Source organism: Streptomyces sp. NBC_00647 (assembly GCF_045207245.1).
GTDB lineage: Bacteria > Actinomycetota > Actinomycetes > Streptomycetales > Streptomycetaceae > Streptomyces.
This window is the reverse complement of the sequence record NZ_CP109040.1, coordinates 8,600,869-8,618,230: the sequence shown is the minus strand read 5'-3', so window position 1 is coordinate 8,618,230 and position 17,362 is coordinate 8,600,869. Positions and strand designations below refer to the sequence as shown.

The following is a 17,362-nucleotide window of genomic DNA, read 5'->3' as shown; positions in this document are numbered from 1 at the left end:
GGGTTCCTTTACGAGGGTGAGCGGAGCGGGTTACGAGATCGGAGTCGAGGCGGCTCTGCGGCCCGCCCTCGCTACGGAGATCTGCCGTGCGACCCGGGGGCCGAGCACGGAGACGACGAGCAGAACGCCGGTGACGACGATCTGCGACTGCGCGGAGACATTGAGGAGACTCATCACGTTCTGCAGGGCGCCGAGCAGGAAGACTCCCGCGATGGCGCCGCCGAGCGTGCCCTTGCCGCCGTCGAAGTCGATACCGCCGAGCAGGACGGCGGCCACGACGGAGAGTTCGAGTCCGGTGGCGTTGTCGTAGCGGGCGCTGGCGTAGTGCAGGGCCCAGAAGATGCCGGTCAGGGAGGCCATGAGTCCGGTGGCGACGAACAGGAGCAGCTTCTGCCGCTTGACCCGGATGCCGGCGAAGCGGGCGGCTTCCTCGTTGGCGCCGATCGCGAACGCCGACCGCCCGAAGGGGGTGGCGTGCAGCACGACGACGGCTGTCGCGAGCAGCACCAGGAAGAGCGGGAGGGCCCGCGGGACGAAGGTGTCCCCGACGCGTCCGGCGGCGAAGTCCAGGTACTGGGTGGGGAAGTCGGTGACCGCGTCGGAGCCCAGCACGATCTGTGCGATGCCCCGGTAGGCGGCGAGCGTACCGATGGTGACGGCGAGGGACGGCAGGCCGAGCCGGGTCACCAGCAGACCGTTGACCAGCCCGCACACCACGCCGAGCAGCAGACAGATCGGGATGATCGTCTCGATGGACATGCCCTGGTTCCACAGGGCGCCCATCACCGAGCCGGAGAGGCCGGCCGTGGAGGCGACGGACAGGTCGATCTCGCCGGCCACCACCAGCAGGGTCATCGGCAGGGCGATCAGCGCGATCGGCAGGGTGTTGCCGATCAGGAACGAGAGGTTGAGCGCGTTGCCGAAGCCGTCCACGAGGGAGAAGGAGAAGAGCAGCAGGACGATGAGGAGGGCGCCGACGACCGTGTCCCAGCGGACGGCGCGCGCGAGAGCGGAGTCAGCCATGACGGGCGTTCCTCTTCTTCAGGGCGGAGGCCACGCGCAGCGCGACGATCCGGTCGACCGCGATGGCGAGGATGAGCAGGATGCCGTTGATGGCGAGCACCCAGACGGAGCTGACGCCGAGCGCGGGCAGCACGCTGTTGATGGAGGTGAGCAGCAGCGCGCCGAGCGCGGCTCCGTAGACGCTGCCGGAGCCGCCGGTGAAGACGACACCGCCGACCACGACCGCGCTGACGACGGTCAGTTCGTATCCCGTGCCGGTGCCGGAGTCGACGTTGCCGAACCGGGCGAGGTACAGGGCGCCGGCCAGCCCCGCGAGGCCGCCGCAGACGATGTACGCGGTCAGGAGGCGGTTGCGGACCGGGATGCCGGCCAGGCGCGCGGCCTCGGGGTTGGAGCCGAGCGCGTACAGCTCGCGGCCGCTGCCGAAGTGCTTGAGGTAGTACGCGGTGACCACCAGCACGGCCACGGCGATCAGGGCGAGATACGGGACCGCCGAGATGCCGCCGGAGCCGAAGTCGACGAAGCCGCCGGGCAGGTCGGCCGCGGTGATCTGGCGGGAGCCGACCCAGATGGAGTCGATGCCGCGGATGATGTAGAGCGTGCCGAGGGTGACGACCAGCGCGGGTACCTGCCCGAGGCTGACGAGCAGTCCGTTGACGAGTCCGCAGCCGATGCCGAGCAGTACCGCGAGGAACACCGCGACGACGGGATTGCCGCCGCCCTGAAGATAGGTGCCGGCCGCGAAGGCGCTGATGCCGAGCGTGGAGCCGACCGACAGGTCGACGTTGCGGGTGATGACGACGAGGGACTGGCCGGTGGCGACCAGCACGAGGATGGTCGCGTTCAGCAGCAGGTCCTTGATGCCCTGCTCGGAGAGGAACTCGCTGTTGCCCATCTGGGTGATGACGATCATCACCAGGAAGACGGCCAGGATGGCGAGTTCGCGCATCCTGAAGACGCGGTCCACCAGCCGGGTGCCGCTCGACTTGGGCACCTCGGTGGCGGGGGCGGGAGTGGGCGCGGTCACCGTCATGCGGCGGCCCTCCGGGGGATGATCGGGGTCATTCGGGCAGCCCTCTCGATGGCTGTCATGCGGCGGCCCTCCCGGTGGCGGCGGCCATCACGGATTCCTCGGTGGCTTCGGAACGTGGGATCTCTGCGGTGAGCCGGCCCTCGTGCATCACGAGCACGCGGTCGGCCATGCCGAGGATCTCGGGCAGATCGGAGGAGATCATCAGGACGGCCACCCCGTCGGCGGCCAACTCGCTGAGCAGGCGGTGCACTTCGGCCTTGGTGCCGACGTCGATGCCGCGTGTCGGCTCGTCGACGATCAGCACCTTGGGGCCGGTGGCCAGCCACTTGGCGAGGACGACCTTCTGCTGATTGCCGCCGGACAGCGTGGAGACGGTGTCGGCGATCCGGGCGTACTTGACCTGGAGCTTGACCGCCCAGTCGAGGGAGCGGCTGCGCTCGGCGCCGCGGTCCATCAGGCCCGCCCTGACCGTCGTACGCAGCCCGGTCAGGCCGATGTTGCGCTCGATGGACATGTCCATCACCAGGCCCTGGGCGCGCCGGTCCTCGGGGACGAGGGCGAGCCCGGCGGCCATGGCGGTGGAGGGGGCACCGTTCGTCAGTGCGTGGCCGTCGACCTCCACCTCTCCGGCGTCCCAGCGGTCCACGCCGAACACCGAGCGCGCGACCTCCGTGCGGCCGGCGCCGACGAGCCCGGCGAGTCCGACGATCTCGCCGCGCCGGACGTCGAAGGAGACATCGGTGAAGACGCCCTCCCGGGTCAGCCGGCGCACGCTCAGGGCGACTTCGCCCGCCTCGACGTCCTGCTTGGGGTAGAGCTCGTCGAGGTCGCGGCCGACCATCCGGCGTACCAGGTCGTCCTCCGTCATGCCCTCGAGCGGCTCACTGGATATCAGGGCCCCGTCGCGCAGGGTCGTGACCCGCCGGCAGATCTGGAAGATCTCCTCCAGCCGGTGCGAGATGAACAGCACCGCCGAGCCCTGTTCGCTCAGGGTGCGGACCACACCGAACAGCCGGGCCACCTCGCTGCCGGTCAGGGCGGCGGTCGGCTCGTCCATGATCAGGACACGGGCGTCGAAGGAGAGCGCCTTGGCGATCTCGACGATCTGCTGGTCGGCGATCGACAGACCGCGTGCCGGGCGCTCGGGGTCGAGTCCGACACCGAGGCGCTTCATCAGGGCGGCGGTCGCCGCGTGGGTCGCCTTGTGGTCGATGCGGCCGAGTGCCCGCCGGGGCTGACGGCCCATGAAGATGTTCTCGGCGATCGAGAGGTCGGGGAAGAGCGTGGGCTCCTGGTAGATCACCGCGATGCCCGCGTCGCGGGCGTCCGCGGGACCGTGGAAGACGGTGGGTTCGCCGTCCAGGAGCACCTGGCCGGCATCCGGTCGGTGCACGCCGGCGAGCGTCTTGATGAGGGTCGACTTGCCCGCGCCGTTCTCTCCGGCGAGCGCGTGCACCTCGCCGGGGAACAGTTCCAGGGACACGTCCCGCAGGGCGCGCACGGCGCCGAAGGACTTCGAAAGGTCCTTCAGTGCCAGCACCGGGGTCGGTCCCGTGTCGGACGGGTGGGTCATGAGGGGCTCCTCGACGACGCCGGCGGGACGGCCCCCACAGCGTCGTGAAAGGTTTCAATTGGGTTGCCGGGACGTTAGGCAGGTCACCCAGGTCACGTCAATGGGTTCGTGGCGAAATTCTTCGGCAGCCGTGTGTCACAACAGAGTCACGGCGAACGGTCCACGCCGGAGGGGTTGACAGCCCTTCGGGGGGCTCATAGCTTCAGCTCCTGAATCGTTTCAGACGTCGCGTTCAGGAAGCCCGGTGAGCAGCACCGCGGGAAGCCCTGCGGGAACTCCCTCGGGACGCGTCCCGGACAGCCGTCGCGACACGGTTCCGCAAGCCGTCGAAGAAGCCGTTCCACTCGAAGTCGTAGGAGTCCCGAAGTGACCGAGTTCGCCGCGGTGAAGGCCGCGCTCAAGACCCAGGCCGTCGAGACGCCGTCGTGGGCGTACGGGAACTCGGGAACCCGATTCAAGGTGTTCGCGCAACCGGGCGTGCCCCGGACCCCCCAGGAGAAGCTGGACGACGCGGCCAAGGTGCACGAGTTCACCGGCGCGGCCCCGACCGTCGCGCTGCACATCCCCTGGGACAAGGTCGACGACTACGCGGCGCTGGCGAAGCACGCCGAGGAACGCGGCCTGAAGCTGGGCGCGATCAACTCCAACACCTTCCAGGACGACGACTACCGGCTCGGCTCCGTCTGCCACCCGGACGCTGCGGTGCGCCGCAAGGCCGTCGATCACCTGCTCGAATGCGTCGACATCATGGACGCGACGGGTTCCCAGGACCTGAAGCTGTGGTTCGCCGACGGGACGAACTATCCCGGCCAGGACGATCTGCGTGAGCGCCAGGACCGGCTGGCCGAGGCGCTGGCGCAGGTCTACGCGCGGCTCGGCGACCACCAGCGGATGCTGCTGGAGTACAAGTTCTTCGAGCCCGCCTTCTACGCCACGGACGTCCCCGACTGGGGCACGGCGTACGCGCACTGCCTCAAGCTCGGCCCCAAGGCGCAGGTCGTGGTCGACACCGGGCACCACGCGCCCGGCACCAACATCGAGTTCATCGTCGCCACGCTGCTGCGCGAGGACAAGCTCGGCGCCTTCGACTTCAACTCGCGCTTCTACGCCGACGACGACCTGATGGTGGGCGCGGCCGACCCCTTCCAGCTGTTCCGGATCATGTACGAGGTGATCCGCGGCGGCGGCTTCTCCCCGGACGTCGCGTTCATGCTCGACCAGTGCCACAACATCGAGGCGAAGATCCCGGCGATCATCCGCTCGGTCATGAACGTGCAGGAGGCCACCGCGAAGGCTCTCCTCGTCGACCGCGGCGCGCTCGCCGAGGCCCAGCGGGCCGGGGACGTGCTCGCCGCGAACGCGGTGGTGATGGACGCGTACAACACGGACGTGCGGCCGCTGCTCGCCGAGGTCCGTGCCGAGCTGGGGCTCGACCCCGACCCGGTGGCCGCGTACCACCGGTCGGGGTGGGCGGAGCGGATCGCCGCCGAGCGGGTCGGGGGCACCCAGGCCGGGTGGGGGGCCTAGCCCCTTACTGGGGCCTTCTCTCTCACCGAGGGGCTGTGGCGGGGCGGGCTCGGGTCCCGGTGCCGCCCCGCCGCCCCTCGACGCGCGGGCCCTGACGGGGTCGGGGCGCGGGCCCCGACGGAGTCGAGGCCCAGCCCTCCGTGTCGCGTCCGCCCGGCGAAGCGGGCCGGGGTCCGACCCCGTACCGCGTCTGCCCCGCGAGGCGGGATGCGGACTGCGGGCCGTAGTGGGCCGGTCGCGCAGTTCCCCGCGCCCCTGACGGGCGCTCCTCCTCGGGTTCGTCCCCAGTTCACGTACACACTCTCTCTAAGGACCTGGAACATGGCACCCCATCCCGAAGCCGCCGCTCTGCTGGCCCGGTCGCGTCGGCTCGGCGCCGATCCCCGCAACACCAACTACGCGGGCGGCAACACCTCCGCCAAGGGCACCGACACCGACCCCGTGACCGGCGGTGACGTGGAACTGATGTGGGTGAAGGGGTCGGGCGGTGACCTCGGCACCCTCACCGAGGCCGGGCTCGCGGTGCTGCGGCTCGACCGGCTCCGGGCGATGACCGAGGTGTACCCGGGTGTCGAGCGCGAGGACGAGATGGTCGCCGCGTTCGACTACTGCCTGCACGGCAAGGGCGGTGCGGCCCCGTCCATCGACACGGCGATGCACGGGCTGGTCGACGCCCCGCACGTCGATCATCTGCACCCCGACTCGGGGATCGCGCTCGCCTGCGCGGCGGACGGGGAGAAGCTGACCGCAGAGTGCTTCGGCGACAGCGTGGTGTGGGTGCCGTGGCGCCGGCCCGGTTTCCAGCTGGGACTGGACATCGCGGCGGTCAAGGAGGCCAACCCGGGGGCCGTCGGCTGTGTCCTGGGCGGCCACGGCATCACCGCCTGGGGCGCCACCGCCGAGGAGTGCGAGCGCAACTCGCTGCACATCATCCGCACCGCCGAGGCCTTCCTCGCCGACCGCGGGAAGGCGGAGCCGTTCGGGCCCGTCATCGAAGGGTACGAGGCGCCGGCCGCGGCGGACCGCCGCGAGCGGGCAGCGGCACTCGCGCCGCACATCCGGGCCATCGCCTCCCAGGACCGTCCGCAGGTCGGCCACTTCACCGACTCGGAAGAGATACTGGACTTCCTCTCCCGGGCCGAGCACCAAAGGCTCGCGGCACTCGGCACCTCGTGCCCGGACCACTTCCTGCGCACCAAGGTCAGGCCCCTCGTCCTCGATCTGCCGCCGACCGCCTCCCTCGAGGACGCGATCGCCCGGCTCGGGGAACTGCACGCCGAGTACCGCGTGGAGTACGCGGCCTACTACGAGCGGCACGCGCTGCCCGACTCCCCCGCGATGCGCGGCGCGGACCCGGCGATCGTGCTGGTCCCCGGGGTCGGGATGTTCTCCTTCGGCAAGGACAAGCAGACGGCGCGCGTGGCGGGCGAGTTCTACGTCAACGCGATCAACGTGATGCGGGGCGCGGAAGCCGTCTCGACGTACGCGCCGATCGAGGAGTCGGAGAAGTTCCGCATCGAGTACTGGGCCCTCGAGGAGGCCAAGCTCCAGCGGATGCCGAAGCCCAAGCCGCTCGCCACGCGGGTGGCACTGGTGACGGGCGCGGGCAGCGGTATCGGCCGGGCGATCGCCGAGCGGCTGGTGGCCGAGGGCGCGTGTGTGGTGGTCGCGGACCTGAACGCCGAGGGCGCCGCCGAGGTCGCCGCCGGGCTCGGCGGTCCCGACAAGGCCGTCGCCGTGGCCGTGGACGTCACCTCCGAGGAGCAGATCGCCGAGGCCTTCAAGGCGGCGGCGCTGGCCTTCGGCGGGGTCGACCTGGTGGTCAACAACGCGGGCATCTCCATCTCCAAGCCGCTGCTCGAGACCACCGCGAGGGACTGGGACCTCCAGCACGACATCATGGCCCGCGGCTCCTTCCTCGTCGCGCGCGAGGCGGCCCGGGTGATGATCGCGCAGCGACTGGGCGGCGACATCGTCTACATCGCGTCCAAGAACGCGGTCTTCGCCGGCCCCAACAACATCGCCTACTCCGCGACCAAGGCCGACCAGGCGCATCAAGTACGCCTCCTGGCAGCCGAGTTGGGCGAACACGGCATCCGCGTCAACGGCGTCAACCCCGACGGGGTCGTACGCGGCTCGGGCATCTTCGCGGGCGGCTGGGGCGCGCAGCGGGCGGCGACGTACGGCATCGAGGAGGAGAAGCTCGGCGAGTTCTACGCCCAGCGGACCATCCTCAAGCGGGAGGTGCTGCCGGAGCATGTCGCGAACGCGGTCTTCGCGCTGACGGGCGGGGACCTGACGCACACCACGGGACTGCACGTCCCGGTCGACGCCGGCGTCGCCGCCGCGTTCCTGCGATGACGTCGATGAACGCCCCGCGCACCTACGCCGCGGTCGACCTCGGCGCGTCCAGCGGGCGTGTCATGGTCGGCCGCGTCGGCCCGGACACCCTGGAGCTGGCCGAGGCGCACCGCTTCCCGAACCGGCCGGTCCGGGTCCCCGAAGGGCTGCGCTGGGACATCCTGGCGCTGTACGCGGGGATCCTCGACGGACTGCGCGCGGCCGGTCAGGTCGACTCCGTCGGCATCGACAGCTGGGCCGTGGACTACGGCCTGCTGGACGCGGACGGGGCGCTGCTCGGCAACCCGGTGCACTACCGCGACGCCCGCACCGAGGGCGTCGCGGAGAAGGTGTGGGCCACTGTGCCCGCCCCCGAGCTGTACGCGGCGACGGGGTTGCAGTACGCGCCCTTCAACACCCTGTACCAGCTGACGGCCGCGCGTTCCTCCGTCCAATTCGCCTCCGCGCAGCGCCTGTTGCTGATCCCGGACCTGCTGGCGTACTGGCTCACGGGCGAGGCGGGCACCGAGCTCACCAACGCCTCCACCACCCAGCTGATCGATCCCCGGACCCGCGACTGGTCGTACGGTCTCGCGGAGCGGCTCGGTATCGACCTCGGGCTGTTCGCCCCGCTGCGCCGTCCCGGCGACCCGGCCGGGACCCTGCTGCCGCGCGTGCTGGAGGAGACCGGGATGACCGGCCCGGTGCCGGTGACGACGGTCGGCTCGCACGACACCGCCTCGGCCGTGGCCGCCGTTCCCGCCACCGGCGAACGGTTCGCGTACATCTGCACCGGCACCTGGTCCCTGGCGGGCCTGGAGCTGGACGCGCCCGTCCTCACCGAGGCCGGCCGGGCCGCCAACTTCACCAACGAACTGGGCCTGGACGGCACGGTCCGCTATCTGCGCAACATCATGGGCCTGTGGCTGCTCCAGGAGTGCGTACGCGAGTGGGGCCGGCCCGACCTCGGTGAACTCCTCACGGCCGCCGCCGAGGTGGCGCCGCTGCGCTCCGTCGTGGACGCGGGCGACCCGGCGTTCCTCGCGCCGGGACGGATGCCGTCACGGATCGCGGACGCCTGCCGGGCCTCGGGGCAGCCGGTGCCCGAGTCCCGTGCCGAGATCACCCGCTGCATCCTCGACTCCCTCGCGCTCGCCCACCGCCGGGCGATCGAGGAGGCGCAGTCCCTCGCCGACCATCCGGTCGACGTCGTGCACATCGTCGGCGGCGGCACCCGCAACGAGCTGCTGTGCCGGCTCACCGCCGACGCCTGCGGTCTGCCGGTCGTGGCGGGACCGGCGGAGGCGGCCGCGCTCGGCAACGTCCTGGTCCAGGCGCGGGCGCACCGACTCGTCGGCGAACGTGCCGAGATGCGCGCTCTCGTGGCGCGCACGCAGCCGCTCCGCCTCTACGAACCGCGGGGCGACACGGCGGCGTGGCGCGCGGCCGAGGCGCGGCTCGGCGCACGGTGAGACCCGGCCGCTCCGGTGGCGCGCGCTGCCTCCCCCGTCGCGCGCCCGCCGCGTACCCTGCACCCATCCGATGATCGAGACCAAGGGGCTGCGATGCGTATCGCGCTGTTCCTGACCTGTGTCAACGACACGCTGTATCCGGACACCGGCCGCGCCGTGGTGAAACTGCTGACCAGACTGGGTGTCGACGTCGATTTCCCGATGGGTCAGACCTGTTGCGGGCAGGCGCACTACAACACCGGGTACCGCCATGAGGCCGAGCCGCTCGCCCGGCATTTCTCCGATGTGTTCGGGAACTACGAGGCGATCGTGACGCCGTCCGGATCGTGCGGGGCGATGGTGCGGGAGCTGTATCCGCGGATGGGCGAGCGGGCCCGCGCGGAGGGGCGCGGCGACACCCTGGCCAGGACCCTGGCACCGGTCGTGCCGAAGACGTACGAGCTCACGGAGTTCCTCGTCGACGTCCTCGGAGTGACGGATGTCGGCGCGTACTACCCGCACACGGTGACCTATCACCCCACCTGTCACGGCCTGCGCAGCCTGGGCCTCGGCGACCGGCCGCGCCGGCTGCTCCAGGCCGTCAAGGGACTCGAGCTGCGCGAGCTGCCCGGAGCCGACGAGTGCTGCGGCTTCGGCGGGACGTTCGCCGTCAAGAACTCCGACGTCTCCGCGGCGATGGGTGCCGACAAGGTGCGCAACGCCGAGTCGACGGGTGCCGAGGTGCTGTGTGCCGCGGACAACTCGTGTCTGATGCACATCGGCGGCACGATGGGCCGCCTCCGGACGGAGATGCGGCCCGTGCACATCGCGGAGATCCTGGCGAGCACGGAAGAGGAGCCGAGCGCATGAGCGGAACGTTCGTCGGTATGCCGGCCTTCCCGAAGGCGGCGCACGAGGCCGTGCACAACGCCACCCTGCGCGGCAATCTGCGCCACGCCACGCACACCATCCGCGCCAAGCGTGCCAAGGCGGTGGCCGAGGTCTCCGACTGGGCGGAGCTGCGCGACGCCGGCAAGCGGATCAAGGACCACACGCTCCGTCATCTCGACCGCTATCTGGTGCAGTTGGAGGAGGCGGTGACCGCGGCCGGTGGCGTCGTGCACTGGGCCGCCGACGCCGAGGAGGCCAACCGGATCGTCACGGCCCTGGTGAAGATGACCGGCGAGAGCGAGGTCGTCAAGGTCAAGTCGATGGCCACTCAGGAGATCGGCCTCAACGAGGCGCTCGAGGCCGAGGGCATCCACGCGTACGAGACCGATCTCGCCGAACTCATCGTGCAGTTGGGCAAGGACCGGCCGTCACACATCCTCGTCCCCGCGATCCACCGCAACCGCGGCGAGATCCGTGACATCTTCGTCCGCGAGATGGGCGAGTGGGGCCGCCCGGCGCCCGAGGGACTCACCGACACGCCCGCCGAGCTGGCCGAGGCGGCGCGCCTGCATCTGCGCGAGAAGTTCTTGAGAGCCAAAGTCGGAATCTCCGGTGCCAACTTCATGGTCGCCGAGACCGGCACCCTCGTCGTCGTGGAGTCCGAGGGCAACGGCCGCATGTGCCTGACGCTTCCCGAGACCCTGATCTCGGTCGTCGGCATCGAGAAGATCGTGCCGACCTGGCGGGACCTGGAGGTGTTCCTGCAGACGCTGCCCCGCTCCTCGACGGCCGAGCGCATGAACCCGTACACCTCGACCTGGACGGGCACCACGGACGGGGACGGCCCCCAGGCCTTCCACCTGGTCCTGCTGGACAACGGCCGTACCGACACGCTCGCCGACGAGGTCGGCCGCCAGGCACTGCGCTGCATCCGCTGCTCGGCGTGTCTCAACGTCTGCCCGGTGTACGAACGGGCGGGCGGCCACGCCTACGGCTCGGTCTACCCGGGACCGATCGGCGCCATCCTCAGTCCGCAGCTCCGGGGCACCGCGAGCGAGATCGACGCCTCCCTCCCGTACGCCTCCTCGCTGTGCGGGGCCTGCTACGAGGTCTGCCCGGTCGCCATCGACATCCCGGAAGTCCTCGTCCATCTGCGCGAGCGGATCGCGGAGGGCGGCCGGGCGACGCGGGACGGGAACACGGTCGTGCTCAAGCCGGCCAAGGGGCACGCCGCCGAGCGGGCGGCGATGCGCGCCGCCCGCTGGGCGTTCAGTCACCCCGGCGCGCTGCGCACCGGGCAGCGGCTCGCGTCCCGGACCCGGCGCTTCCATCCACGGACCCTGCCGGGCCCCGGCAGGGCGTGGAGCGAGACCCGTGATCTGCCCGTGGTCCCGGCCGAGTCGTTCCGCGACTGGTGGCAGCGCACGCGGGGCGGAAAGGACACGACGAAGTGAGCAGCAGGGATCTGATCCTCGGCCGGGTGCGGCGGGCCCTCGCGGACGTACCCCCGGACGACACTCCCCCGGTGCCTGAACGGCCTGGGCGGGACCCCCGGTACGAGCAGGCCGTCGACCGGAGCTATCTGCGGGAGCACGGTGCGCGCAGTGTCGCGGAGACGGTGGATCTGCTCGCGGAGAACCTGGCGGACTACCGGGCGATCGTGCACCGCAGCACCGACGAGGAGCTGCCGAACCTCGTCATGCGGCTGCTCGCCGAACGCGGGACCCAGCACGTGCTCGTGCCTCCGGGACTCCCGCCGGAGTGGATGTCGGCGGCGGATCCCACCCTGGTCCACGACCGTGCCGTGAGCACGCCCCGGGAGCTCGACGAGGTGGGGAGTGTGGTGACCGGCTGTGCCGTCGCCATCGCCGAGACCGGCACGATCGTCCTCGACGGCGGCCCGGACCAGGGCCGACGCCGGATCACCCTGATCCCGGACCACCACATCTGCGTCGTCAAGGTTCCCGGCCAGGTGGTGGCCTCCGTACCGCAGGCCATGGAGCGCCTCGATCCGGCGCGCCCGCTGACCTGGATCTCCGGCCCCTCCGCCACCAGCGACATCGAGCTGGACCGGGTCGAGGGGGTGCACGGTCCGCGCACCCTGGAGGTGGTGCTGGTGAGCGCTGGGTGACGGGCGCCTGGTGAGCGCTGAGTGACGGGCGCGGCCAGCGTGAGGTCATGATCCGGTTCGAGCAGGTCACCAAGCGCTACCCGGACGGAACGACGGCCGTGGACGACCTCTCCTTCGAGGTGTCCGAGGGCGAACTCGTCACGCTCGTCGGCCCGTCGGGCTGCGGCAAGACGACGACGATGATGGTGAACCGTCTGATCGAGCCGATGTCGGGCCGGATCCTGGTGGACGACGAGGACATCGCCACCGTCGACCCGGTGCGGCTGCGGCGGCGGATCGGGTACGTCATCCAGCAGGTCGGTCTGTTCCCGCACCGGACCGTCAGCGACAACACGGCGACGGTTCCGACGCCGGTCGGCTGGAAGAAGGCGAAGGCGCGGGCGCGGGCCGCCGAGCTGCTCGACCTGACCGATCAGGACATCACGATCGGACAGCCGCGGCGCAGCACATGCTGGGCGGCACGCAGGTACAACGCCACGTAGAAGGCCGCGTCGAGGTCTTCGGTCCACGGGCCCGGGCGGACGGCGGCCGTGTCCTTCGCCGCCCCGTCCAGGAACCACGTGGTCAGCTCCAGGTTGTCGGACGTCGCCGGTATCTCGGGCGGCAGGCCGATGATCCGCGCCAGCCGCTCAGCGATCGCGAGCACCTGGGGAGCGCCTGCGACCGTCGTCTCGTGCGCGTAACCGGATTCGACGGGCAGACAGATCTCCTCGTCCAGCGATATCGGCACGAGCGCCGACCAGCCGCACAGCGTCTCGGTGTCCTCCGCCGACAGATGGGCCCGGCACAGCCCGATGAAGCCTTCCATGGGAGGGACCAGCTTCTCCTCGAACGTCGTCCCGGAACCCCGGACGAAGGGCGCCTCCTCGGGCAGGAAGGTGTACGGCGGCAGGCCGCGCCGCAGCAACGCGCCGTTCAGCGCGGAGGCGAGCTCACCGAATCCGACCTGTTCCTCGTCCCTGTCGTCGTCCTCGCCGAACCATTCCCGCGCACCGATGCTGACCAGATAGACGCCCATGGACGCAACGTACTGCGCGGCACTGACAATCCCGGCCCGCCGGACCCACCCTCACTTCAGCAGGCCCTTGTCCTGCAGATACGGCGAGGACGAGCGCGACGAGGACGGAGACCGCCGTGAGCCGGAGGTGCTGCACCGTCGCGTCGACGAAGGTCTGGCTACGGGTGCTCAGATACGCGCCGCAGATCCACTCGTTGCGCGCGAGACGGTCGTCGGGGGGCGCGGTCACGCGTCCATTGCACCGGGCGGGCGAGGGCGACCGTGCGTTGTGGTGACCCGTACGGGGTGGCGCCGGACGCGTCGGGCGCCAGGAGTCGGTGCGGACCGGCACCGGAGGGACTGGCTCGCGGGTACGGGCCACGCGGGTGTCCCGGCTGCCCGCCCCACCGCCGCGTGAGCCGCGCGGTGCGGCCCCTCGGCCGCGCGGCCGGTCCAAGAGCCGCGCATCCGTGGGGCGCGCGGTGTTTGGATCGAGCCGACCTCGGTAGTGCGAACAGTGGCGGCGCACAGCCAAACCGTTCCCGGGAGGGTTCGGCAGTGAGCTCGCCCTCCGGCCGCCCGGGCCGAGGAGAAGGGCCCGGGCGGCCGGGCGAGCACTCGCGTGCCGCGCGACCGCGCTACGCGACGTCCGCCAGCGCCTGTTCGCGCACCGTGTGGCAGCAGGTGCTGATCAGCCGGGACACGTGCATCTGCGAGATGCCGAACTCCTCGGCGATGCGGCTCTGTGTCATGCCGCGGAAGAACCGCAGGTAGAGGATGGTCCGCTCACGCTCGGGCAGTTCGCCGAGCAGCGGCTTCACCGCTTCGCGGTCGACGACCAGATCGAAGCCGGCGTCGGGCTCGCCCAGGGCGTCGGCCAGTGCGTTGCCGTCCTCGGCGCCCGGCTGCTCGGCGTCCAGGGAGAGGGCCGCACAGCAGTCCAGGGCCTCCAGGGCGGTCCGTACGTCGTCCTCGTCGAGGTGCGCGCAGGCGGCGATCTCGGCGACGGTGGGGCGATGTCCCGGCACCGTCTGGGACAGCTCAGTGAGCGCGGCGCGCACCTGGTTGCGCAGCTCCTGGACGCGGCGCGGCACATGCAGGATCCACATGTGGTCGCGGAAGTGGCGCTTGATCTCGCCCGTGATGGTCGGGATCGCGTAGCTCTCGAAGGCGTGACCCCGGCCGGGGTCGTACCGGTCGACGGCCTTGACCAGGCCGAGCGCCGCCACCTGGACGAGATCCTCGACGGATTCACCCCGGCCGCGGAACCGGCCGGCGATGCGTTGCGCCATGGGCAGCCAGGACCGGACGATGTCGTCGCGCAGCGCCTTGCGCTCGGGGCCGTCGGGCAGCTCGGCGAGCCGGACGAAGGCCGGGTCGGTGTCGGGCGCGTCGTCGTGCGGGTGCCGCTTCGTACTGACCGGGACGCTCATGTCTCTCACGTCTCCCTCAGGAGGTGCTGAGTGGACAGTCACCGTGGGAGGGAGCGCGCGGACGGCCGACAGGAGACCTTCGCGGTCCGGTGCACCCGGTTACCACGGGCGTGCCTCCTGTCCGAAGCACTGAGACGACACATGCCCCGCATGAATACACGCAAACCAATTCGTGCATCAGACCACGCATGGCGATCGGCCGACCCTGGAGCGCGACGACGCCCCGCGAGCCGGGTGCTCCCTTCGCACCGGCGGGATCACGGCGCCGACCAGGCATGGCCCGCGGGCGCTCACGCCGCCTTCACGCGGCCGCCCCGGGCGCCGTGAGCGCGGGCACGCTCCATGGCCCGCGGCCCGGTCCGCGCCGGCCGATGCGACGCCCACGGCCGAGGGCGCACCGGCCGACACCCGGTGCGGGCGTCCCCGCCGACTCCCGGACGCGGAACCGGCCACGCCCCTCGGAAGCTCCGCCGCACGCCTCCGGGACGGGGTCAGCGCACCCGGCCACGCGGCTTCAGCGGCACCGGGGGCAGGGCCGGGGCGGGCAGCGGCGCACCGTCGTATCCCTTGACGTCACCGAAGCGGGAACCCTCCGCCCAGTCCCGGCGGGCGTGCTCGATGTCCTCCTGAGTACGGCCGATGAAGTTCCACCACATACCACGGAAGCAGCGGTTCTTCCCAGGTCAGCGATCCAGCGCACCTTCGGTGCGCGCCGGGGGCGTGGTAAATCCCGTGTGCGCGCCGGAGGTGCTTCTGTCTGCCCTGACCTGGGGTGATGTCGTTCGGGATCGTGGTGGTGTCCGTTCCGGCCGAAACCGATACTTCTGTGATGCCGGTGAGCTCGCAGGTCAGCGTGGTACTGGGGGCCGTCCACGGATCCGTGGAGTGTTGCTGCGAAGCACGTGCGTCAGAATTCCTGATTCACCCTGGCCCTCCCGGAACGGCGTACCCGGCTGTTCGGTGAGGGAGGGAGCAAGGCCGTGGACGTGCTGCACGAACGCTGCGCCGGCCTCGACATCAGCAAGAAGGACGCCAAGGCATGTGTGCGCACCCCCAGTGCGAAGCGACGGGGGTCCTTCACGACCGAGACCACGACGTGGGGATCGACGACGAACGCGGTCCTCGCCCTGCGGGATCATCTGCTCGCTGCACGGGTGACGCTGGTGGTGATCGAGGCGACCTCGGACTACTGGAAGCCCTTCTACTACGTACTGACCGAGGGCCTGGACGTGATCCTGGTCAACGCGCGGCAGGTCAAGAACCTGCCGGGCCGCAAGACGGATGTCTCGGACGCGGCCTGGCTGGCCCAGCTCGGTGCCCACGGCCTGGTCCGGCCCTCGTTCGTGCCGCCCGAGCCGGTCCGCGCACTACGGGACCTCACTCGCGCCCTGACGACGGCCACGCGCGAACGCGGCCGGGTGGTCCAGCGGCTGGAGAAGCTGCTGGAGGACACCGGCATCAAACTGTCCGCGGTCGCCTCCGACATCATGGGCGTCCCCGGCCGGGCCATGCTCGAAGCCCTCATCTGCGGCGAACGCGACCCGCAGGTCCTCGCGGACCTGGCCAAACGCAAGCTCCGCAACAAGATCCCCGAACTCACCGAGGCCCTGACCGGACGCTTCCGCGAGCACTACGCGTTCCTGACCCGCCTGCATCTGGACCACTACGACCAGCTCACCACCATGATCGACCAGCTCACCGGACGCATCGAAGAGGCGATGGCCCCCTTTCGTGACGCCCTCGACCTCCTCGACACCATTCCCGCAATCAACCGGGCCGTCGCCGAAGTGATCATCGCGGAGACCGGCGGGGACATGAACCGCTTCGCCACCGCCAAACACCTCGCGTCCTGGGCCGGGGTCTGCCCCGGCCACCACGAGTCCGCAGGCCGCACCAAGAACACGAAGGTCCGGCCCGGCAACCCCTACCTCAAGGGTGCCCTCGACATCGCCGCGTTCGGCGCGGTGAGAACCAAGGACACCTATCTGCAGGACCGTTACAAGCGGCTGACCGCCCGCCGCGGCCCGCTCAGGGCGCTGGTCGCCGTCGAGCACTCGATCATCACCGCGATCTGGCACATGCTCACCGACCACGTGCCCTACCAGGAACTCGGCGGCACCTACTTCACCCAACGCGACCCCGAACGCGCCGCCCGCCGGGCCATCAACCAGCTCAACCATCTCGGCTACACCGTCACCCTCAACCCGAGGGAGGCCGCCGCCTGACCGGGAGCCCAGACACCCGGCGGCCCGCCACGGTCACCGGGCACACAGCCCTGCCCACACCCTGATCGACCCGATCGACACCACCGACTCGCGCGTCGTCAGCATCGGTTCCACCAACTGGGCGGGTGGTCGCTCAGCGACCGAGCACGTCATCAGGCTGCGCCACCGCAGGATCGCCTGGATCGGCGGCCCGCTGGGTTCCACTCCCTCGGCAGAGCGCTTCCACGGGTACCAGGCCGCGCTGCACTCGGCGGGCATCATGCCGGACGGCGTAATGATCCGCCACGACGCGTTCTCCGTCGAAGCGGGACTTCAGCACGCCCATGACATGCTGGCGCTCGACGAGCGGCCAACCGCGATCGTCGCGGGCAACGACGAAATCGCTGTCGGGGCGCTCGCTGCGGCTAATGAACTCCATATCACCGTCCCGGGGGATCTATCGGTTACCGGGTTCGACGACACGCCGCAGGCACAATGGACAACCCCCCGGCTGACGTCCGTCGGGCAGCCGCTCGTCGGCATGGGCCGGATGGCCGTCGAGACTGCCCTCGGTATGGCGAACGGCGTCCAGCCCGCCTCCCGGCACCTCCAGCTGGCGACCACCCTCAACGTACGTGACTCCACAGGCCCTGCCACATGACCTGATCTGCTCCACCTCGGATATCCACCGCATAGTGGTGACCATGCAACCGGGAGCCATGTCCATCCGGCGGTGTCGCGAGCATGCCACGAACCATC

At 70.8% G+C, this 17,362-nt stretch carries 14 protein-coding genes and 3 pseudogenes; 9 read left to right on the top strand and 8 right to left on the bottom strand.

Features of this window, described 5'->3' with window-relative positions; all coding sequences use genetic code 11:
- Positions 1-30: 30 nt before the first annotated feature.
- The 3 genes from OG788_RS37755 to OG788_RS37745 are packed head-to-tail and all read right to left on the bottom strand — an operon-like array spanning position 31 to position 3,629.
- Positions 31-1,023 carry an ABC transporter permease gene (locus OG788_RS37755; RefSeq protein WP_406375475.1) on the bottom strand — a complete coding sequence of 331 codons (993 nt, stop codon included), beginning with the start codon at positions 1,021-1,023 and terminating at the stop codon, positions 31-33.
- Complete coding sequence (locus tag OG788_RS37750) at positions 1,016-2,056, bottom strand: ABC transporter permease (protein ID WP_406375474.1); 1,041 nt, start codon at positions 2,054-2,056, stop codon at positions 1,016-1,018. Before OG788_RS37750 ends, OG788_RS37755 begins: the two co-directional genes overlap by 8 nt.
- Before the next feature lie 55 nt (positions 2,057-2,111).
- On the bottom strand, positions 2,112-3,629 hold the full coding sequence (locus OG788_RS37745) for a sugar ABC transporter ATP-binding protein (protein ID WP_406375473.1): 1,518 nt from the start codon (positions 3,627-3,629) through the stop codon (positions 2,112-2,114).
- 366 nt (positions 3,630-3,995) lie between these two features.
- Between OG788_RS37745 and rhaI the strand changes: the two genes are divergently transcribed.
- From rhaI to OG788_RS37710, 7 genes and pseudogenes are all read left to right on the top strand, one after another.
- Positions 3,996-5,156: an L-rhamnose isomerase gene (rhaI, locus tag OG788_RS37740; protein WP_356757891.1), complete on the top strand. Its 1,161-nt coding sequence runs from the start codon at positions 3,996-3,998 to the stop codon at positions 5,154-5,156.
- 321 nt (positions 5,157-5,477) lie between these two features.
- Complete coding sequence (locus OG788_RS37735) at positions 5,478-7,517, top strand: bifunctional aldolase/short-chain dehydrogenase (protein ID WP_406375472.1); 2,040 nt, start codon at positions 5,478-5,480, stop codon at positions 7,515-7,517.
- A gap of 5 nt (positions 7,518-7,522) precedes the next feature.
- Positions 7,523-8,968, top strand: coding sequence for a rhamnulokinase family protein (locus tag OG788_RS37730; RefSeq protein WP_406375471.1), 1,446 nt, complete (start codon positions 7,523-7,525; stop codon positions 8,966-8,968).
- A 93-nt stretch (positions 8,969-9,061) separates the two neighbouring features.
- Positions 9,062-9,817, top strand: coding sequence for a (Fe-S)-binding protein (locus tag OG788_RS37725; RefSeq protein WP_406375470.1), 756 nt, complete (start codon positions 9,062-9,064; stop codon positions 9,815-9,817).
- On the top strand, positions 9,814-11,292 hold the full coding sequence (locus OG788_RS37720; protein ID WP_406375469.1) for a LutB/LldF family L-lactate oxidation iron-sulfur protein: 1,479 nt from the start codon (positions 9,814-9,816) through the stop codon (positions 11,290-11,292). Before OG788_RS37725 ends, OG788_RS37720 begins: the two co-directional genes overlap by 4 nt.
- A complete protein-coding gene (locus OG788_RS37715) occupies positions 11,289-11,969 on the top strand; it encodes a lactate utilization protein C (protein ID WP_406375468.1) in 681 nt (226 codons plus the stop codon). Before OG788_RS37720 ends, OG788_RS37715 begins: the two co-directional genes overlap by 4 nt.
- Positions 11,970-12,016: 47 nt before the next feature.
- Positions 12,017-12,388, top strand: a pseudogene (locus OG788_RS37710) (ATP-binding cassette domain-containing protein); the annotation flags it as partial.
- Here OG788_RS37710 and OG788_RS37705 read toward each other — a convergent pair.
- The 4 genes and pseudogenes from OG788_RS37705 to OG788_RS37690 form a co-directional block, all read right to left on the bottom strand.
- A complete protein-coding gene (locus OG788_RS37705) occupies positions 12,382-12,987 on the bottom strand; it encodes a hypothetical protein (protein ID WP_406375467.1) in 606 nt (201 codons plus the stop codon). The pseudogene OG788_RS37710 and the gene OG788_RS37705 sit on opposite strands and share 7 nt — an antisense overlap.
- Positions 12,988-13,066: 79 nt before the next feature.
- Positions 13,067-13,216 (bottom strand): annotated as a pseudogene (locus tag OG788_RS37700) (ABC transporter permease); the annotation flags it as partial.
- A 388-nt stretch (positions 13,217-13,604) separates the two neighbouring features.
- Positions 13,605-14,399 (bottom strand): SigB/SigF/SigG family RNA polymerase sigma factor, encoded by a 795-nt coding sequence (locus tag OG788_RS37695; protein WP_406375466.1) that lies wholly within the window; start codon positions 14,397-14,399, stop codon positions 13,605-13,607.
- Between the two features lie 491 nt (positions 14,400-14,890).
- A pseudogene (locus tag OG788_RS37690) lies at positions 14,891-15,055 on the bottom strand (pirin family protein); the annotation flags it as partial.
- 324 nt (positions 15,056-15,379) lie between these two features.
- Here OG788_RS37690 and OG788_RS37685 point away from each other — a divergent pair.
- Positions 15,380-16,624: an IS110 family transposase gene (locus OG788_RS37685; protein ID WP_406375465.1), complete on the top strand. Its 1,245-nt coding sequence runs from the start codon at positions 15,380-15,382 to the stop codon at positions 16,622-16,624.
- 33 nt (positions 16,625-16,657) lie between these two features.
- Here the strand turns inward: OG788_RS37685 and OG788_RS37680 are convergent, their stop codons facing one another.
- Positions 16,658-16,885: a hypothetical protein gene (locus tag OG788_RS37680; protein WP_406375464.1), complete on the bottom strand. Its 228-nt coding sequence runs from the start codon at positions 16,883-16,885 to the stop codon at positions 16,658-16,660.
- Between OG788_RS37680 and OG788_RS37675 the strand changes: the two genes are divergently transcribed.
- Positions 16,776-17,264, top strand: coding sequence for a substrate-binding domain-containing protein (locus OG788_RS37675; RefSeq protein ID WP_406376952.1), 489 nt, complete (start codon positions 16,776-16,778; stop codon positions 17,262-17,264). The genes OG788_RS37680 and OG788_RS37675 overlap by 110 nt on opposite strands.
- Positions 17,265-17,362: the final 98 nt, after the last annotated feature.

Bases quoted from the DNA above. Each gene is read 5' to 3' on its own strand.
- OG788_RS37755 (WP_406375475.1), bottom strand. From the start codon at position 1,023: ATGGCTGACTCCGCTCTCGCGCGCGCCGTCCGCTGGGACACGGTCGTC.
- OG788_RS37750 (WP_406375474.1), bottom strand. From the start codon at position 2,056: ATGACGGTGACCGCGCCCACTCCCGCCCCCGCCACCGAGGTGCCCAAG.
- OG788_RS37745 (WP_406375473.1), bottom strand. From the start codon at position 3,629: ATGACCCACCCGTCCGACACGGGACCGACCCCGGTGCTGGCACTGAAG.
- OG788_RS37735 (WP_406375472.1), top strand. From the start codon at position 5,478: ATGGCACCCCATCCCGAAGCCGCCGCTCTGCTGGCCCGGTCGCGTCGG.
- OG788_RS37730 (WP_406375471.1), top strand. From the start codon at position 7,523: ATGAACGCCCCGCGCACCTACGCCGCGGTCGACCTCGGCGCGTCCAGC.
- OG788_RS37725 (WP_406375470.1), top strand. From the start codon at position 9,062: ATGCGTATCGCGCTGTTCCTGACCTGTGTCAACGACACGCTGTATCCG.
- OG788_RS37720 (WP_406375469.1), top strand. From the start codon at position 9,814: ATGAGCGGAACGTTCGTCGGTATGCCGGCCTTCCCGAAGGCGGCGCAC.
- OG788_RS37705 (WP_406375467.1), bottom strand. From the start codon at position 12,987: ATGGGCGTCTATCTGGTCAGCATCGGTGCGCGGGAATGGTTCGGCGAG.
- OG788_RS37695 (WP_406375466.1), bottom strand. From the start codon at position 14,399: ATGAGCGTCCCGGTCAGTACGAAGCGGCACCCGCACGACGACGCGCCC.
- OG788_RS37680 (WP_406375464.1), bottom strand. From the start codon at position 16,885: ATGATGCCCGCCGAGTGCAGCGCGGCCTGGTACCCGTGGAAGCGCTCT.